This is a genomic window from Gorillibacterium terrae (assembly GCF_051594785.1).
Lineage (GTDB): Bacteria > Bacillota > Bacilli > Paenibacillales > NBRC-103111 > Gorillibacterium.
In genome coordinates, this window is the sequence record NZ_JBPPGI010000006.1 from 218,355 (window position 1) to 234,108 (window position 15,754).

General features: G+C 62.9%; 15 protein-coding genes. 1 reads left to right on the plus strand and 14 read right to left on the minus strand.

All coding sequences use genetic code 11. The features are described 5' to 3' along the window. Positions 1-67 precede the first annotated feature (67 nt). The 3 genes from ACSEXS_RS19515 to pnuC form a co-directional block, all read right to left on the minus strand. On the minus strand, positions 68-961 hold the full coding sequence (locus tag ACSEXS_RS19515; protein WP_438434924.1) for an NUDIX hydrolase: 894 nt from the start codon (positions 959-961) through the stop codon (positions 68-70). A 126-nt stretch (positions 962-1,087) separates the two neighbouring features. After that, positions 1,088-2,095: an AAA family ATPase gene (locus ACSEXS_RS19520; protein ID WP_438434925.1), complete on the minus strand. Its 1,008-nt coding sequence runs from the start codon at positions 2,093-2,095 to the stop codon at positions 1,088-1,090. Then, the gene (gene pnuC / locus ACSEXS_RS19525) at positions 2,092-2,793 is read right to left on the minus strand and encodes a nicotinamide riboside transporter PnuC (RefSeq protein ID WP_438434926.1); all 702 of its coding nucleotides are present in this window, start codon (positions 2,791-2,793) and stop codon (positions 2,092-2,094) included. The genes ACSEXS_RS19520 and pnuC overlap by 4 nt, the downstream gene beginning before the upstream one ends. A 296-nt stretch (positions 2,794-3,089) precedes the next feature. On the opposite strand from pnuC, the gene ACSEXS_RS19530 reads away from it, so the two are divergent. Further along, positions 3,090-3,716, plus strand: a complete 627-nt coding sequence (locus ACSEXS_RS19530) for a sensor domain-containing protein (RefSeq protein ID WP_438434927.1) — start codon at positions 3,090-3,092, stop codon at positions 3,714-3,716. A gap of 198 nt (positions 3,717-3,914) precedes the next feature. Here the strand turns inward: ACSEXS_RS19530 and ACSEXS_RS19535 are convergent, their stop codons facing one another. The 11 genes from ACSEXS_RS19535 to ACSEXS_RS19585 all read right to left on the minus strand — a co-directional run bounded on the left by ACSEXS_RS19535 (position 3,915) and on the right by ACSEXS_RS19585 (position 15,732). Next, a complete protein-coding gene (locus ACSEXS_RS19535; RefSeq protein ID WP_438434928.1) occupies positions 3,915-4,904 on the minus strand; it encodes an SPFH domain-containing protein in 990 nt (329 codons plus the stop codon). Between the two features lie 60 nt (positions 4,905-4,964). Further along, positions 4,965-5,762 (minus strand): TPM domain-containing protein, encoded by a 798-nt coding sequence (locus ACSEXS_RS19540; protein ID WP_438434929.1) that lies wholly within the window; start codon positions 5,760-5,762, stop codon positions 4,965-4,967. After that, on the minus strand, positions 5,759-6,793 hold the full coding sequence (locus ACSEXS_RS19545; protein WP_438434930.1) for a TFIIB-type zinc ribbon-containing protein: 1,035 nt from the start codon (positions 6,791-6,793) through the stop codon (positions 5,759-5,761). Before ACSEXS_RS19545 ends, ACSEXS_RS19540 begins: the two co-directional genes overlap by 4 nt. 113 nt (positions 6,794-6,906) lie before the next feature. Next, the gene (locus tag ACSEXS_RS19550; protein WP_438434931.1) at positions 6,907-7,557 is read right to left on the minus strand and encodes a PspA/IM30 family protein; all 651 of its coding nucleotides are present in this window, start codon (positions 7,555-7,557) and stop codon (positions 6,907-6,909) included. Positions 7,558-8,014: 457 nt separating this feature from the next. After that, a complete protein-coding gene (locus ACSEXS_RS19555; protein ID WP_438434932.1) occupies positions 8,015-8,476 on the minus strand; it encodes a DIP1984 family protein in 462 nt (153 codons plus the stop codon). Positions 8,477-8,605: 129 nt separating this feature from the next. After that, a complete protein-coding gene (gene gdhA / locus ACSEXS_RS19560; RefSeq protein WP_438434933.1) occupies positions 8,606-9,976 on the minus strand; it encodes an NADP-specific glutamate dehydrogenase in 1,371 nt (456 codons plus the stop codon). A gap of 288 nt (positions 9,977-10,264) precedes the next feature. Next, the gene (locus tag ACSEXS_RS19565) at positions 10,265-11,068 is read right to left on the minus strand and encodes a hypothetical protein (RefSeq protein ID WP_438434934.1); all 804 of its coding nucleotides are present in this window, start codon (positions 11,066-11,068) and stop codon (positions 10,265-10,267) included. Positions 11,069-11,081: 13 nt separating this feature from the next. Next, positions 11,082-12,380: a radical SAM family heme chaperone HemW gene (gene hemW, locus ACSEXS_RS19570; RefSeq protein ID WP_438434935.1), complete on the minus strand. Its 1,299-nt coding sequence runs from the start codon at positions 12,378-12,380 to the stop codon at positions 11,082-11,084. After that, a complete protein-coding gene (locus tag ACSEXS_RS19575) occupies positions 12,373-13,671 on the minus strand; it encodes a B12-binding domain-containing radical SAM protein (RefSeq protein ID WP_438434936.1) in 1,299 nt (432 codons plus the stop codon). The genes hemW and ACSEXS_RS19575 overlap by 8 nt, the downstream gene beginning before the upstream one ends. Before the next feature lie 16 nt (positions 13,672-13,687). Next, positions 13,688-14,968 (minus strand): B12-binding domain-containing radical SAM protein, encoded by a 1,281-nt coding sequence (locus ACSEXS_RS19580; RefSeq protein WP_438434937.1) that lies wholly within the window; start codon positions 14,966-14,968, stop codon positions 13,688-13,690. Next, on the minus strand, positions 14,965-15,732 hold the full coding sequence (locus tag ACSEXS_RS19585) for an alpha/beta fold hydrolase (RefSeq protein WP_438434938.1): 768 nt from the start codon (positions 15,730-15,732) through the stop codon (positions 14,965-14,967). Before ACSEXS_RS19585 ends, ACSEXS_RS19580 begins: the two co-directional genes overlap by 4 nt. Between the last annotated feature and the right edge of the window lie 22 nt (positions 15,733-15,754).

Consider the following 15,754-nt stretch of genomic DNA (forward strand, 5'->3'; position numbering starts at 1 on the left):
GTAAAAGAAAGCCCGGAAAAACGCTACCGCTCTCAAGTAAATCGTTTGAATGCTTCAGGGCTCCCCGTTACCCCAGCGCCTCCAGCTTGCGCCGATACAGCCGGGAAGGCCGGTGTCCGGCATTCTCCGTATAGCGGTCCGTCTCTTCCACGAGGTCGGCCACCTTGCGGCGAAACGCGGCCTTGAGCAGCTCCTTGTCGAGAATCACCTCGTACACCTGCTGGAGCTCGGTCAGCGTAAACTCGCTCGGCAGCAGCGGGAAGGCCAGCGCCGAGTCGTTCACCCGGCTGCGCAGCCATTCCACGGCGCAGGCGAGAATCTTCGCGTGGTCGAAGGCGAGACCGCCGTCGGCCACAATGGCGTAGCCGACCTCCGCGGAGGCTTCCGTCAGCGTCACGGTCCGTTCGACCGTGGCGTTCAGCTCCGCGAGCTCCGAGGTCAGGGACAGCTCGTACTGTTGTTTTTTGACCAGGCCGCCCGGGGTGTATTCCTTGCCTTCGCGGCGCAGCCGATAGCCGACGCGGAACCAGGCCGCATGGGCGGCATCGTCGCCTGCCTGGAGCCGCAGGCGGCTGCTGTCGGCGAGCGCCAGGAAGGCGCAGCTCATGACCCAGGTGCGGGGATCGCGTCCCACCTCGCTGAACACCCCCAACTGCTCCAAGTAGACGCGGTCCACCCCGGTCTCCTCCTTCAGCTCCCGGAGAGCGGCCTGCTCCACCGTCTCATCGGGGCGGACGAAGCCGCCGGGCAGCGCCCATTTTCCCAGATCGGGGTGACCGCCCCGCTGAATCAGCAGCACCCGCAGCTCCTTCTCGGGCAGCTTGCGATAATTATCCTCCGCCGCGGCGCTCACCGTGAAAATCGCCATATCCGCCGCCACGGAGGGCCGCTCATACTCCGCCGGTCGGTAACGCTCCAGAAACTCCTGCTCCGTCCAGCCGTTCTCGTCCCGCAGGTCCATTGCTGCACCGCCTTTCTTTTTATGAAGGGGACCATCGCCTCCCGACCCGGATGAGGCCGTCCCCTTTCCTTTGATCGTCCGATTCCCCGCTTGAAATCGGTCAGCGTTTCAATCCGTCTATAGCCCTTACACCCGCGCTCCGAAATAATTGCGGTAAGGCACGAAGCCGGCCAGCACCTCGTCCACCCGGCGCATCCGCTCCTCCAGGCTTCCCCGCAGCGGAATATAGGGAATCCGGCGCTCCAGCAGATCGGCCACGATCTGCCTCTGGAAGACCTGCCGCTTCTGGTCGCCGCTTCGATCCCAGGTGTCGTCGTAAGGAATATCGTCCTCGCACAGGAAGAACAGATCATAGCGCTGAGCATTCTCCAGCGCGATCCGGGTCAGCCGCTCCGGCGACCGGCCGTGGTAATCGAGCGCGTACATGCGGGTGGTGATCGCGTTGGTATCCACGAACAGGTACCGGTTCGCTTCGAGCAGCGCCTGCTCTTCCCGCTCCAGATGCCCGTCGGCGATCTCATCGAAGGCGGCGAGGCCGATTCGCCGGTCCACCTGATGCTCGGTCCAATAATCCCGGCCGTACTCGCTGGCGAACGTCGTGCCGTAGCGACGGGCGAGCGCCTCGGTCAGCGTCGATTTGCCCGTCGACATGGCCCCGACGAACACGACCTTCACAATCAAGTCGCGGTAGACGAGGTCGCTCACATACTCCCGATAGCGGAAAGGATCGGAGCGGATCATCGTGGCCGAGATAGGCACCCGGCTGCGCGGTTCGTCCACCCGGCGGTCCACGGCGCCGAGGGCGCGGCTCATATGGCCGCCGTAGAACTCGCTGGAGTAAAAGTGCGTCACTTGCTCTCCGTTCAGGAGGCCGAGAATATACGTCTCCTCGCGGATTTCATGCTCGCGGTCGTCCGAATAACCGTCCGGTCCGTCCCAGGCCTCGATCACCCGAACGTCCGGATACAGCTTCCTTATCCAACCCGCCCGAATGTGCAGCGGAATCGGCGTCACGTCGGTCTCATAGATCACGACGATCAGCTCGTCGACCTCCGCGAGCGCCGTCTCGATCATGTACTGATGGCCTTTGTGCAGAGGTGCAAATTTGCCCAAGGTGAGCCCCAGCTTCTTCATCCCGCTACCCCCTTCGCTTGCTGCGCCTGAGCCTGCCGGGCTCCCCGGCTCCAAATCCGGTACCCGTAGATCGCGTTGACCAGATAAGCGCTCCACATCACGATCATGAGCATTCCGTCGGGGCTTCCCTCCGCCGTCCGGATGATCCACAGCACCACGGTAAACAGGTTCAGCACGATGTAGAGCAGCCACTGCTCCCGGAACCGCTTCACCATCAGCAGCGTCGCGGCGATGGACAGCACAGTCGTAATCGCGTCGATGTAGGGCGAATTTTGCGTCGGAACGAACGACAGCCCGAAGCCGAGCCCGAGGCTGGCCGCCGCGCAGATCGCTGCTACCGCGGCAAGCCCCCTTGCGCTCATGCTCAGCATTTCCAGCTCGCCGTCCGACTGATGCTTTTTCCACAGGAAGAAACCGACCGCGTTCATCGGCACGAAGAACAGCAGGTTCAGCAGCATCTCTCCGTACAGACCGTTGGTATAAGCCAGATAAGCGTACCCGAACGTGTTGTACATGCCGAAGGCATAGGTCATCAGCTTGCCTTTGGCCGCCAGGACGACACAGAGGACACCGGTCAGAAACACCGTAAAGCCGAAGAAGCTGTCCTTCATGAGCAGAGTCAGCACCACCGCCACAGCGGAAAACAGCCCAAGCCACAGCAGTTCGTACCGGCTCCATCCGTTACTCGCCTTTTTCATGTCGCATCCCTCCGGTTTCTTGTTGTCATGGTGAGAATTTATGTTATTAACAATATGATATTATCTAAATTAACATATCAACAACCTCTTTGCAAGCCCTTGCTCCTGAAACCGCCGCCCAAATCTGAAAAAGCAGACCGGTCGTTTTCGTCCCCTTCCTTTCTCGCGGGGAGAGCCGTCGCCGTTCGGTTCCAACCCCGACCAAAGTCGGGAAGCGTCCCCCATCCCCGGGGGCTTTCCTTCGGGTCCTTTAGCGGATATGCTTAAAGAAACGCTTCGTCCAAAGGGGAAAAACCATGAAAAAGCAAAACGTCCTGCAAGCTTGGCTTGTTCTTTTGCTGGCTTTACCCAAAGGCATCCTGGCTTTTGTGCTTGCCGTTGTGGGGATCAGCGCGGGTTTGCCGCTTATCCTGGTGGGAGTTGGGATCCCCCTGCTGGCCGCAACCCTTACGGCGTGCTCGTGGATGATGAAGCAGGAAGCTGCTGCCGTGGGACTCTGGATGCGGGGCGAGAAGCCGCCGACCGGGCCTATCGACGTTATCCCGCCTCTGCAATGGAGCGGATGGCGGTCGCTCCTCTCGCTTCTGGGCCAAGGCCAAACCTATCGCGGAATCCTGTTCAGCCTGGCCCAACTTCCCATCGGCATCGCCGGATTTACATTTGCGATCGTCCTGCCCGCGACGGCCTTCGGAGTTCTGCTCTCTCCCGCCGCGTATTGGGTGAGCGACCGGTTCTTTTCGTTCGATCTGTTCTCGACCAATTCCTTCCTCTATTATCTGTTGCCGGACCTGACCTCCTATGAACGCTCCTGGATATCCGGCGGCATCGGTTTGGTCTTGGTGCTTCTGCTGCCCATCCTCTTGCGGGCCCTCGGCCGCCTGTATGCCGCTTGGGTGCAATGGGCGGCACGGGCGTATGCCTGATCCACGGGTATCGACCACACCGGATACCCCCAACTCCGAATAGCCCCCCCTCGGAACAGCAACCCGGCTCCGAACGGCAACCCAAAAAAGCGACCGAACCTCGGTCGCTTTTGTTTCGGCTGCCGACGGATGCTGTCCGTCCGGTGCCGGGTTTATTCAATTCATGCAGGGATGTCCCGATCTGCCTGCCTTCTAGGCTTAGTTCAGCTTCTGTCCGCAGTTCGGGCAGAAATTGGCTCCTTCGGTCTTGGCGCCGCAGTTGGGACAGAAGTTCGGCTTCTTCCCGCCCGCATTCGCCCCGGCTCCCGTTCCCGTTCCCGCTCCCGGCGTTTGCCCCGGATTCGGGGCGTTCACGTTGTTCATCATTTCCTTGGCGATGTTCATGCCCATCATCATCCCGGCCATGTCCGCCGCCGCGCCGCCGCCCTTGACGTTGCCGGAGGCGATGCCGTCGGTGAGCGACACCTGCTGGTACTTTTGCATATTGCCGATCATGCCGTGCGAGGCGGTCTTCGTGATCATGTCCTGGATTTCCTGCGGGTAGTTGAAGCTCATCACCTGGAAGCCGGTGATCGTCATGCCGTTGTTCATCACCTGCATGTCCAGGTCTTCCTGAATCCCCTTGGCGATGTCATAGGCGTTCGCCTGAAGGTTGAACATGTCCTTGCCCTCTTTGCTGATCCACTTCATCAGCAGCTGATCGAGCACGGAGGTGATGCGGAGCTTGACGTCCTCGACCAGATAGCTGTCCTTCATGCCCGCGATCTTGTCGATCAGCGTCACGTAGTCGTTCACCTTGAAGGTAAGCGTGCCGTTGGCGCGGATGGGCATGCCGCCGGGAAGCTCCGGCGACGGAATCAGAATCGGGCTTTGGGTTCCCCAGCGGACGGTGAATTCCTTGGTGTTGACGAACAGCACCTCCACCCGCATGCCGCTGTTGAAGCCGAACTTGAAGCCCTTCAGCGTCGAGAGAAACGGAATGATCTCCGATTCGATGTTGTAGACGCCATCGTCCTGGAAAATCCCCTCGATCTTGCCGTTGTTCACGAAGATGGCGTCCTGGCCCGGGCGGATGATCAGCTTGCTGCCCTTCTTGATCTCGCGGTTGCTCCATTTCCAGAAGATCATGTCCTCCCGGAACTCTTCCCATTCGACGACGTTGGAGAACTGGTTTTTGAAAAATGCCATGTTCATTCGTCCTTTCCCGATTAGATTGCGTTCCCGGTCCGTTCGCGCGATTCCCGCCGCTTAGAACGAGCCTCTGCTGCCGCTGTGCGAATGGCCGCCGGCGCTCACTCCGCCGCCTCCGCCGCCCGAACCGCCGCCCCCGCCGTTGTTGCGCTGAATCTTGGTCCGGGTCACGGTGGTCCGGATGTAGCGGTCCTGGTGGTCCAGAACGCCCGATTCGCCGGAGTTCTCGTAGGTCCGGCCGCTGACGGTTACCCGCCCGCCGGAACGGTAGGCCATGACGCCGACGACGATGCCGCCGATGGCGAGGGAGGCGATCAGCTGCACCCAGAGGGAAAACAGCGGATTGTCCGGGTTCACGCCCGGACGAATGCCCAGATACTTGTAGGAGGTCTTCACGTAGGTTCGAAAAGCCTCCGCATAGTTGCCTGCGGTCAGATCGGGTGTGATCTTCTCGCGGATGCGCGTGGCCCGGTTGTCGTCCACGTAGGTTTCCCCTTTGCCGAATCCCGCCACGTACACATCCCGGTTCCGCATGTCCATCACCAGCATGACCGTATTGCCGAAGCGCTTGTCGTAGCCGGGGGCATTGGTGTCGTAGAAGTCCTCCGTCAGCTTGACGACGTCCCGGTTCTCCGCATTGGCGGACGTCACGATCAGAATGTCGGTGTTGCGCTTCGCCCCCAGCCGATTGGCCAGCTCGTTGATCTCGTTAACCTCTTCGCCGCTGAGCAGCCCCGCCTCGTCGTAGACGAGCTGTTTCGGTTCCGCCGCGGCCGCCGCTGTTCCGTAAGGAAGCACCGCCGTGACGGCGAGCAGGAGCAGCAGGGCGGGAAGCCATAGCCGAAGTCTTCTCACCAGAATCCCCCTCCCATCAGCCAGGCCGCCGTCTTCAGGAGAACGAACGAGGCCGCCGCCACTCCGCCGAACCAGGCCGCCACCTTGGCCGCACTGATCGGCGGCTTGCCGACCACCTTGCCGGTCTGGCCGTTCATGGCGAAGGTATGCTCCAGCTTGTCGTAGTCGTACTGGACCATCCACACCGGGATCAGGGCGTAGTGGGCATGCTGAACGTCGGTGTTCACCTGCTTGCCCGTGATCTGCACGGTGGTGTAGCCGCCGACCGTGGAATTGATGTAGGAGTCGATGTAAGGGGCGATCTTTTCTTTTACCCGGGGGACGAGCTCCTGGTCGGTATAGCTGTACTGATCGGCGTGAAAGCCCGCCAGGTAAGGCGAGCGAAATCCCTTAAGCTGCTCGTACGGATAGGGCTCCAGCAGGTCCATCAGCCGGTCGCTCATCTTCTCGGCCGCGTCCACCGGAACGCGCTCGTAGTCGAGCCGAATTCTCCGGTAGAGCTCGTAATGCTCGGTCTCCGTGATCTGGTAATCGCCTCGCACATAGCTGCGGACCTTGGTGGCATGCGCCTGCACTTCGATCCGGTTGTCCAGGTCATACAGCCAAAAGGGCACATAAACCCCGGTGATCGATTTAATTCGATCGGCCGTCATGAAGCCCGCAGGCGTCAGCCGTCCGTTGCGGCACCACTTCTTGAAGGCGGCCGCCGCCTCGTCCTTGCCGATGCGGAAAGGGATGACCAGCGCCGGCTTCCGCTCTCCGGCGAGCCGGTCGCCCAGCACCACCGCCGCGCCGCAAAAGCTGCAGGTCGTCGCCGTGGTCAAGCCGTCCGCTTCGATCACCCCGCCGCAGCTCGTGCAGTGATACTCCGGCTCCGTCTCGGGCTTGGTCAGCTCGCGGCCGTCCAGCGGATCGGGCATCGCCTCGATCTCATCCATGCGTCCGCAGCCCGGACAAGCCAGCTTGCCCGTCTTGCCGTCAAAGAGCATGCCGCTGCCGCAGTTAGGGCATTTAAATTCAATTACCGGCATTTCCCCACCCCGTCGTTTTAAGTCCATTGCCATGGGCAGCCCGGCGCTTCCCGGGCCCGTTCTCTCCCGCTGCCGTCTCCCGGTCGGATCATCTCGTTAATCCCGTTAAACGGTTATTCCCGCTCGTCCCGTCCGTTCCGCTCCTCCGGCGTCTGCCGGGTAAGCCGCTCCAGCTCCTCGTCCAGGTCGTCCTTGCGCCCGGCGCGAAGCTCGGCGATCGCCATCGCCTCGTCGTAGTCGAGGCCGACCTTCTCCTCCAGCCGCTTCAGGCGGGAATCCGCTCCTCCCACCGGCGAGCCCAGAGCGTTCAGCTCCCGCTGGGCCTTGGCGGCGGTCGCCTTTCCCTTCAGCCGCTCCAGCCGGTCGGTCACCTCGCCGATATCGGCGGACAGCTTGTCGTGCAGCTGCTTCATCGCGGCGGCGTCTTCGGCCGCCTTATCGTATGCCGCCTCGAGGTCGCGCTCGCGGGCCGCAGCCGCGCTCTCCCGCTCGCGGAAGCTCTGCGCTTCCCCGTCGCGCCCTTCGGCGGCCGATCTCTCCGCATAGCGTCTCAGCTTGGCCGTCTCCGCACGGGCGTCGTCCAGCGCCCGGCGGGCCCGCTGCTCATTCGCCTGCACCGAAGCGGTCTCCGCCTTCACTTGACCGAGGTCGGAAGCCAGCTCGCGCAGATAAGCGGTTACTTCTTTTTCCGGATCGTTGGCCTTCTCTAAGACGGCATTCACGTTGCTTGCCATGATGGTTCGAAACCTCGCCAGGATTCCCATGCCTCGCACCTCTTCCGCTGTGATCTTGGGCCGATATTCTTATAATACTTGAAAACGGGGGGAAAAGATTCATTATGGACAAAAATCGCGGCGCATCGCCGCGGAACAGCCTTTCTTCCGATACAAGCCAAACCCGGTTCCGTCGGAACCGGGCGCACCTGCAGGCGGATACGATAACGATCCTCTTTTCATCGCAATGGTAAGGACGCTTCCGCTTATATAACCTTCACTTTCTGCCCGCGAGTTCCCCATCCCCGCCCTCGCCCCTATCCGCCGATCAGCACGCGGTTGTCACAGTAAACGGTACGCATTCCTTCCATGCTAGACGCACGTTTGTAACGGTACGGGGCTAATCTATCATCGACTTAGACATGGCCCGGCATCTAATCAGGAGGTCCAACAATCCCGTTGGCGGGTTGTGCTCGCCTCTGCCGATAGGGTCTACCTTCGCTCGCGGCTAGGATTCCAATAAGTCGGTGGTCCAGTTCATCTCCTGGATGCGAAAATCCAACTCCCGATAAGCTTTGGACAGCTCGTCGATCTGCGCTTGCAGCTTCCCGACATCAATGGTTCGCTCATACTTCACTTCCGAACGGCTGAACCGGTCCTGTTTAATGGACGCCTCCTCCAGCAGATCGGTTAACAGCTTGCGGTGCTGCATCATGCGGTCACGTTCCGCCAAAGCATCCGAGATCGTGAGATCTCCTGCAAAGGGAGTCCGCGTGTTCGTTTTGTTGATTTTCCGGATCAAGCCGGTTAACTCGGTTAAGGTCTGCTCCAGCTCGGCGAGAAGGACCTGCGGGTCCTCCGCAGGCGTTTCGCCTTCCTGAACCTTGACAACCCGTTCCAGCCTCTGCTTGAGCTGCGCCACCTTTCGCTGATGGTCTGCCCGCAGAACGAGCGCTTCCGCTACTTTCATCCGCCGTTTCCTCCTATGAAAAGGGTTCTCCTTGCAGATAAACGTAAGAACCCGGATTGAAACAGCAAGAGAGCGGCCGTATCTTGTGAAAAAAGCACCCTCTCGGGTGCTTGAATGGGAAAACGGGTGTTACACGAGCCCTTGCGCGATCATGGCGTCGGCTACCTTGCGGAAGCCGGCGATGTTGGCGCCGACGACCAGGTTGCCGGGGCGTCCGTACTCCTCGGCCGCCTGCACCGAGCTCACGTAAATATTCCGCATGATGCCTTTGAGCCGCTCGTCCACCTCTTGGAACGTCCAGGCCTGCCGCATGCTGTTCTGGGCCATCTCCAGCGCCGAGACGGCAACTCCTCCGGCATTCGCCGCCTTGGCCGGGGCGAACAGAACGCCCGCTTCCAGGAAGGCGTCGATCGCCGGCAGCGTAGACGGCATGTTCGCCCCCTCGCCGACCGCCTTCACGCCGTTCTTGATCAGCAGCCGCGCCGACGCTTCGTCGATTTCGTTCTGCGTGGCGCACGGGAGCGCAATGTCGCAGGGCAGCGTCCAAATGCCGGCGCAGCCTTCGTGGTAAGTCGCTTGCGGCCGCTCCTGCACGTATTCGCTGATCCGCTTGCGCTCCTGCTCCTTCAGGCGGCGCACCGTCTCCAGACAGATGCCGTCGGGGTCGTAGATATACCCGTTCGAGTCGCTGCAGGCCACGACCTTCGCCCCGAGCTGCGCCGCCTTCTCGATGGCGTAGATCGCCACGTTGCCGGAGCCGGAGACGACGACCCGGCTGCCCTCGAAGGAGAGGCCGCGATCCGCCAGCATCTCCTGGACGAAGTACACGCAGCCGTAGCCCGTCGCCTCGGTACGGCCCTCGCTGCCGCCGTAGCCGATGCCCTTGCCCGTCAGCACGCCGGCCTCGAAGCCGCCGCGCATCCGCTTGTACTGCCCGAACAAATAGCCGATCTCCCGGCCGCCTACGCCGATGTCGCCGGCCGGCACGTCCGTGTCCGGGCCGATATGGGCGGCAAGCTCGGTCATGAAGCTCTGACAGAACCGCATGATCTCGCGGTCCGATTTGCCCTTCGGATCAAAGTCCGAGCCGCCCTTGCCGCCGCCGATGGGCTGGCCGGTCAGCGCGTTCTTGAAGATCTGCTCGAAGCCGAGGAATTTGACGATGCTGGCATTCACCGACGGGTGAAAGCGCAGCCCGCCTTTATAGGGGCCGATGGCGCTGCTGAATTGAACGCGGAAGCCGCGGTTGACCTGAACCTGCCCTGCGTCGTCGATCCAGGGCACCCGAAAGACGACCATCCGCTCCGGCTCCACCAGCCGTTCCAGGATACCGTGCTCCCGGTATTTCGGCTCCTTCGCCAGGATCGGGGCAAGCGAGCCCAAGATTTCCTTCACCGCTTGCTGGAACTCGCTCTCGTGGGGATTGCGCTGCCGCACGGTCTCGAAGACCGCGTCCGTATACTCGGTTGCCTGTGTAAGTGTCTGGGTATCTAGCGCCATGGGCCTAACCACCTTTTCCCGATTTTTTGGAACAAAACGTTGGCAAAATTCTATCATCCCTTATAGTTTTACCTGATTTGCTTTAGCGGAGCAAATCAAAAAACCTTGGAGGACGTATCCCCCAAGGTTATCAGTCCGTCCATTCGGCCCGGGCCGACGGGCCGTTGAAGCCCTCTCGATTTGGCGATGGACGTAGCTTGGCGGAACCGGAGGAGCCTTCTACAGCAGGGCTCCGACCGCCAGCCTTGCCCGCAGCCCGCCGAAGCGGCCCTTCGCCCTGCCTCCCGGCTACAGCAGGGCTCCGACCGCCTCTACCTCGTCGGCGTATTTCTTGGTCAGCCGCGATTTGCCGAGGTTCGATTTGATGATCTTCTTCAGCTGCTTATCGTCCAGAACGGCAAATTTGCGCAGCAGGGCAAAGCCTTCCTCGGGCGCCTTCTCGACGAACACGCTGACCGCGTATTCGAGTCCCTTGGACAGCACGCGGGCGTCCTCGGAGTTCGATGCGGGCAAGCCGTGCGCCAGATCGTCGAGAATCCGTTCGGTCAGCTTCAGGCAGAAGAGCGCGTTCTCACGGTTCTTCAACAGCGGCGGATGGGCCAGCGCGGCCACGAAGGCCCGCCGCTCCAGGCTGTTCGCCTCGCCGATCCAGTCCCTGAACCAGGTCTTCAGTTGGCCGAAGTCCTTTTCGCCGATGCGCTGAAAGGCCATGGCCACCCCTTCGCGCATGCGCCAGCGGGGATCGTTCATCGCCGCCTTGAGGAGCGGTTCGATCTCGCGGCGGCGCTCCTCCTTCGCCCCGGCGTAGCACGCCCCGAGCGCCTGGATGGCGCAGAAGGGCAGATATTCGCGCGGATCGTTGACCGGAGCTTCCGCTTCCGGCAGCTGCGCCCATTCGATCAGCCGCTTCCACGCCCCGTCGTCCGGCTGCTCCTTCGCGAAGGCGTCGGCAAACCGCTCCGCGAGCGACAGATTGGCCCGCGGGCCGGGAAGCTGCGACCCTTCCAGCAGATGCTTCTTCGCTTTCTCGGCCCGCTCCGGGTCGCCGAGCCCCCCGCGCCAGTCGGCTGCGCTCCACTCCTCATGACCCATGAATGAATCCCTCCTATTTGGGGAAAGCCGCCTTGAAGCTCTCCTCGCAAAAATCTTTGCATACATTGTTTCCCCAAAACAAGCCTAAATCCCTTTTTAAGGAAATCTCTGTTTGCAAAATTGTCACGAGTCCCTGCGCCTGATACCGGTCGAACCGCTCGGAGAACAGCTCCTCCGGGTACCGGCCGAACGCCCGCTTGAAGTCGCCCCGGTCGATCCGCGTCTGCCGAAGCCCCATCGCCAGGTATTGGTTGGGACGGTCCTCCTCCTGAACGGCATAGCCCTTCTCCACGGGAAGCACGCCTTCCGCGAGCAGGCGGTTGTATTCGGGAATGCTTTTGACATTTTGGTAGGCATAGCCGTGGACCTCGCCGAACACGCCCATCCCGAGCGCCAGCAGCTCCTTGCGCTCGCCGAAATGCTTGCGGCTGTACACGTGATGCATGCCGGGCTTGGCCCAATCGTAGGTGGTCTCGACTCCGTATCCCGCTTGCTCCAGCACCTCCAGCGCGATCCGGTACAACTCCTGCTCTTCCTCGATGCCGCCGCAGGGAGGCAGCTCGCCGCTCTGGATGCGCTTGAACAGGCCGAAGCCCGGAATCACCTTCAGCGGAAACAGCGTCAAGTGGTCGACGCCGAGCTCCACCGCCTCCGCCAGATCGCGCCGGAAGCCCTCCGGCGTCTGTCCGGGCAGGTTGTACATCAGGTCGATGCTCAGGTTCGGAATTCCCGCGTCCCGGACGGCGGCAAGCGCGGCGAGCGACTGCTCCCGGTTATGAATCAGGCCGATGGCGGTTGCCAGGCAATCGTCGAAGGTCTGCACGCCGAGGCTGATCCGGTTCACGCCGAGCGAATGAAGCAGCTTCGCCTTCGCCGCGTCAAAGGATGCGGGGTTGCCCTCGAAGGTGATTTCCTCCACCTGGTCAAGGGGCAGGAACCGGCGCAGAGCCGTGAACAAGCCGGAGATTTCCTCCTCGCTCAGCACCGTCGGCGTACCGCCGCCGAAGTAAACGGCTTCGACCGGACTCGCAGCGATATGCGGCTGTCTGCCATACAGCTCCATCTCCGCATACAGGCTCTTCAGGTACTCGCCGCGCAACTCCGGCTGGTTGTAAGCCTTCGGGTAGGGGCAGAACGGGCAGATCGACTGGCAAAACGGAATATGCACGTAGACCAGCTTGCCGAGCGGCTTCGGATCGCGAAGCCCCATGGTCTCCGGCAGCCGGGCCCGGTCGGACGCCGTCAGCTCGACGGTTCCCATCGGGTAATGGCCGACTCCGATCTCGCGGAACCGGTAGGGATGCTCAACCATGCGGAATCACCCTTTCGTTGATTGGCTTCATCATCATATCCTTGTATTCGTGCGCGGAGTCGGCCAGCTCCTCCGCAAGCAGCTCCGGCGTGAAGTCGGCCGATTGATAGAAGCGCGGCAGCAGCAGATTCTCCTCCGGCCCGATCGCGCCTTCCGCCACCGCCGTCTCGTACAGCCCCGTATGCGGGTAGACGCGGATGCCGGTGCTGGCCAGCACATAGACCGGCTTCAGCCGGTTGACCGAGCGGATCGTCTCCGCGACCGTCCTCCGGGTCTCGCCCGGTCCGCCGAACAACAGCGAGACGGAATAGGGAATCTCGTAGCGCGCCAGCAGCTCGGCGAGCCGAAAGAGCGACGGCAGCGGATAATGCTTGCCGAGCCGCTCGATCATCTCCTCGGAGGCCGTGTCGAGCCCCAGGTCGACGAACCGGCAGCCGGAGCGCTTCATCAAGGCGACCATTTCCTCCGAGACATGCGCGGGCGTCAGCGCGCAGCTCCAGTCGAAGACGGCGCGGCTCTTCAGAATCGTCTCGCAGAAGGCCATCGTCCCGTCGATGTCGTGGTTGAACACGCCGTCGACGAAGGTGACGGACTTCACCTGATAATCCCGGGTCAGGACCGCCATGTCCTCCTCGAACGGCTCCGCTCCGACCCGGCAATAGCCGCGCAGATGGGGGGAGCCGTCCGAGCAATAGACGCAGGCCCGGCTGCAGCCGCGCGAGGCCTGGTACCCCATCGCCGCCTTCTTGATCCGCGGGTTCGGCTCGAAGTAGCGGTCGGCGAACAAGCTCCGCTCCGGCAGGCGGCTGTACGGATCGAAGAAGGCCGTCGCCGCCCGCCGGACCTTGCGGGCCGGATCGGCCCGTCCCGCCGCCAGCTCTCCGACCAGCCGCAGGAGCTCCGCCTCCCCGTAGCCCTGGATGCCGAAGTCGCCGCCCAGGTAGGCGAGCACCTCGTCCGGCATGACCTGCATCGCCGCGCCGCCGATGACAAGCGGCGCCTGCGAATGCCGCCGGCAGACCTCCGCCGCTTCCTTGACGAACGGCAGGAAGAACTGCGGCCGCTGGATGACCTGGTTGTCGATGTTGCGCACCGACAGGCAGATCAGGTCGGGCGGCTCGGCGACGAGAGCGTCCCGGAGCGCGGCGAGCGGCTCCGGTTGGAATGCCAGGTCAAGGAACCGGGTGTCGTAGCCCGCCGTCTTCAGGGCGGAATAGATCATGCCCGCCCCGATCGGCACCACCGGCAGCGGCTGGGTCAGGGTATTGGTGGAGACCACCAGAATGTTCATCGGCCGTTCTCCCCTCTCATACGAAAAACCAGCCCGGGTGCCGCTCGCGGTAGCTCCCGCAGAGGGCGAGCGCCTCCTGCAGGTCGAGGCCCTCGGGCAGATAGAAGCTCGGCGCAAGCAGCCGGTCCGGCTCCGATTCGCCGTAGAGGTCGTTGATTTCGGTATTCGGAAGGAGCCGGATGCCGAATAGGCCGAACACCTCGCCGATCTCCAGCCGGTCCATCAGCGCAAGCGTCTCGGCGACGGTCTCCAGGGTCTCGTCCGGCCCGCCGAACAGCAGGCAGACGCTGAACGGCAGCTCCTGCTCGCGGCACAGCTCGACCGCCCGGCGGATGTCGTCGGCCCCGAACTGCTTGCGCAGGCTCTTCAGGCAGCGGTCGCTGCCCGAATCGACGCCGAACTCCACCGAGACGCAGCCCGCTCGCTTGAGCAGCGAAGCGAACGAGGCCGTAAAAAAAAGGGGATGCAAAAAGCAGCCCCAAGCCAAATCCAGCTCCCGGTCGAGAATCTCCTGACAGACGGCCTCCGCGTGGTCAAGCGGAAAGTTAAAGACGCTGTCGACGAAGTCAAACTCGCGGATGCCTTCCACAGCGGACAGGCGGGCGAGCTCCTCGCCGATATGCTGCGGCGAGCGGGCCCGCACCTCGCGTCCCTCCAGGGTCGGGTAGGCGCAGTAGGTGCAGGCGAAGGCGCAGCCGCGCTTGGTCAACACGTTGTGGCGAACCCGGCGCTCGCCGTCCAGCGGGTGGACGAAGCCGCTGCGCTCCGGCAGGTAGGGCTTGTCCAGCTGGGCGGACAAGTCCGTCGGATTCGCCTGCCAGCGGCCCTGCTCGCGGAACACGAGCCCGGGCACTGCCCGCGGCGATTCTCCGACATCCAGCGCCCGCAGGAGCTGAACCATGCTCTCGCAGCCGTCGCCGGCGATGCCGTAATCGCCGCCGGACGCCTCCATCCAGGAGACGGGCAGCAGCGAGAAGCCCGCGCCGCCGAGGATAATCGGCACGGCCGGATTCCAGCCGCGCACCCAGTCGGCCACCGTCCGCACCAGCTCGACGTAGCTGCGGGGGCGCTGCATGCAGCAGTTGTCGAGGTTGCGGACGGACAGACCGACGTAGTCGGGGGCGAATTCGGCCAGATAGCCGTGGATCGCCGCCTGCCCGAAGGGAACATGGACCAGATCGAGCATGCCCGATTCGTAGCCGGCATGCCGCAGGCTCGAATGAATGTAGCTCATGCCGAGCGGGAAGACCGGGGGGTTCACTTCCCGGTTCACGGAGATCAGCAGCACGCGTTTCATGATCCGCTTTCCTCCAGGAAGGCGCGGATGCGCCGGGCCGTCTCGTCCGGCTCTTCCAGGAAGACAAAATGCCCGGCGCCCTCCACGACCTCGAGCCGGGCATCGGGCAGCCCGTCCGCCAGCTCTTGCGATTTCTCCGGCGGGGTGATCCGGTCCGCCCCGCCGCAGAGCACGAGCGCGGGTACGCGGATACCGGCGAGGAGAGGCAGCAGATCGGGATGCCGCACCCCGATCATCCGCTCGTGCATGGCGGCCGGAAGCGCCCGCCAGCCCGCCAGCACCCGGTCGCGCACCTCGGGATGCCGCTCGGTGAAGAAGTACGGCGCGGCCGCTTGATTCGTCCGCTCCACCGTCTCCGCATCGATCCGTTCGCCCTCGGCGGGCCGCCGGAAGGAGGGGCGGAAGGTCGCCGCCGCCCCGATCAGCACCAGGCGCTCGAACCGCTCAGGATAGCGGCTTGCGAGGAGCATGGCGAGACTGCTGCCCAGCGAATGGCCGATCACCGCCGTCCGTTCGATCCCTTCTTCCTCCAGGAGGCCGAGCACATCGTCGGCCATGTCGTCGATGGTGAACGGGCCTCCCTCATACCGGGACGCTCCGTGCCCGCGCAGATCCGCCCGCAGCACCTTGCGGCTCCCGCCGAGTGCAACCCCCAGCTCGCGGAACACCTCCGACGAATCCCGGTTGCCGTGCAGGCACAGCACCGGCTTGCCGCTTCCCGAGCGGACGGCATGGAGCCGGCAGCGGGTCGATTCCGTCGTCATTGCCTTCACCCTCTCTTCTCGT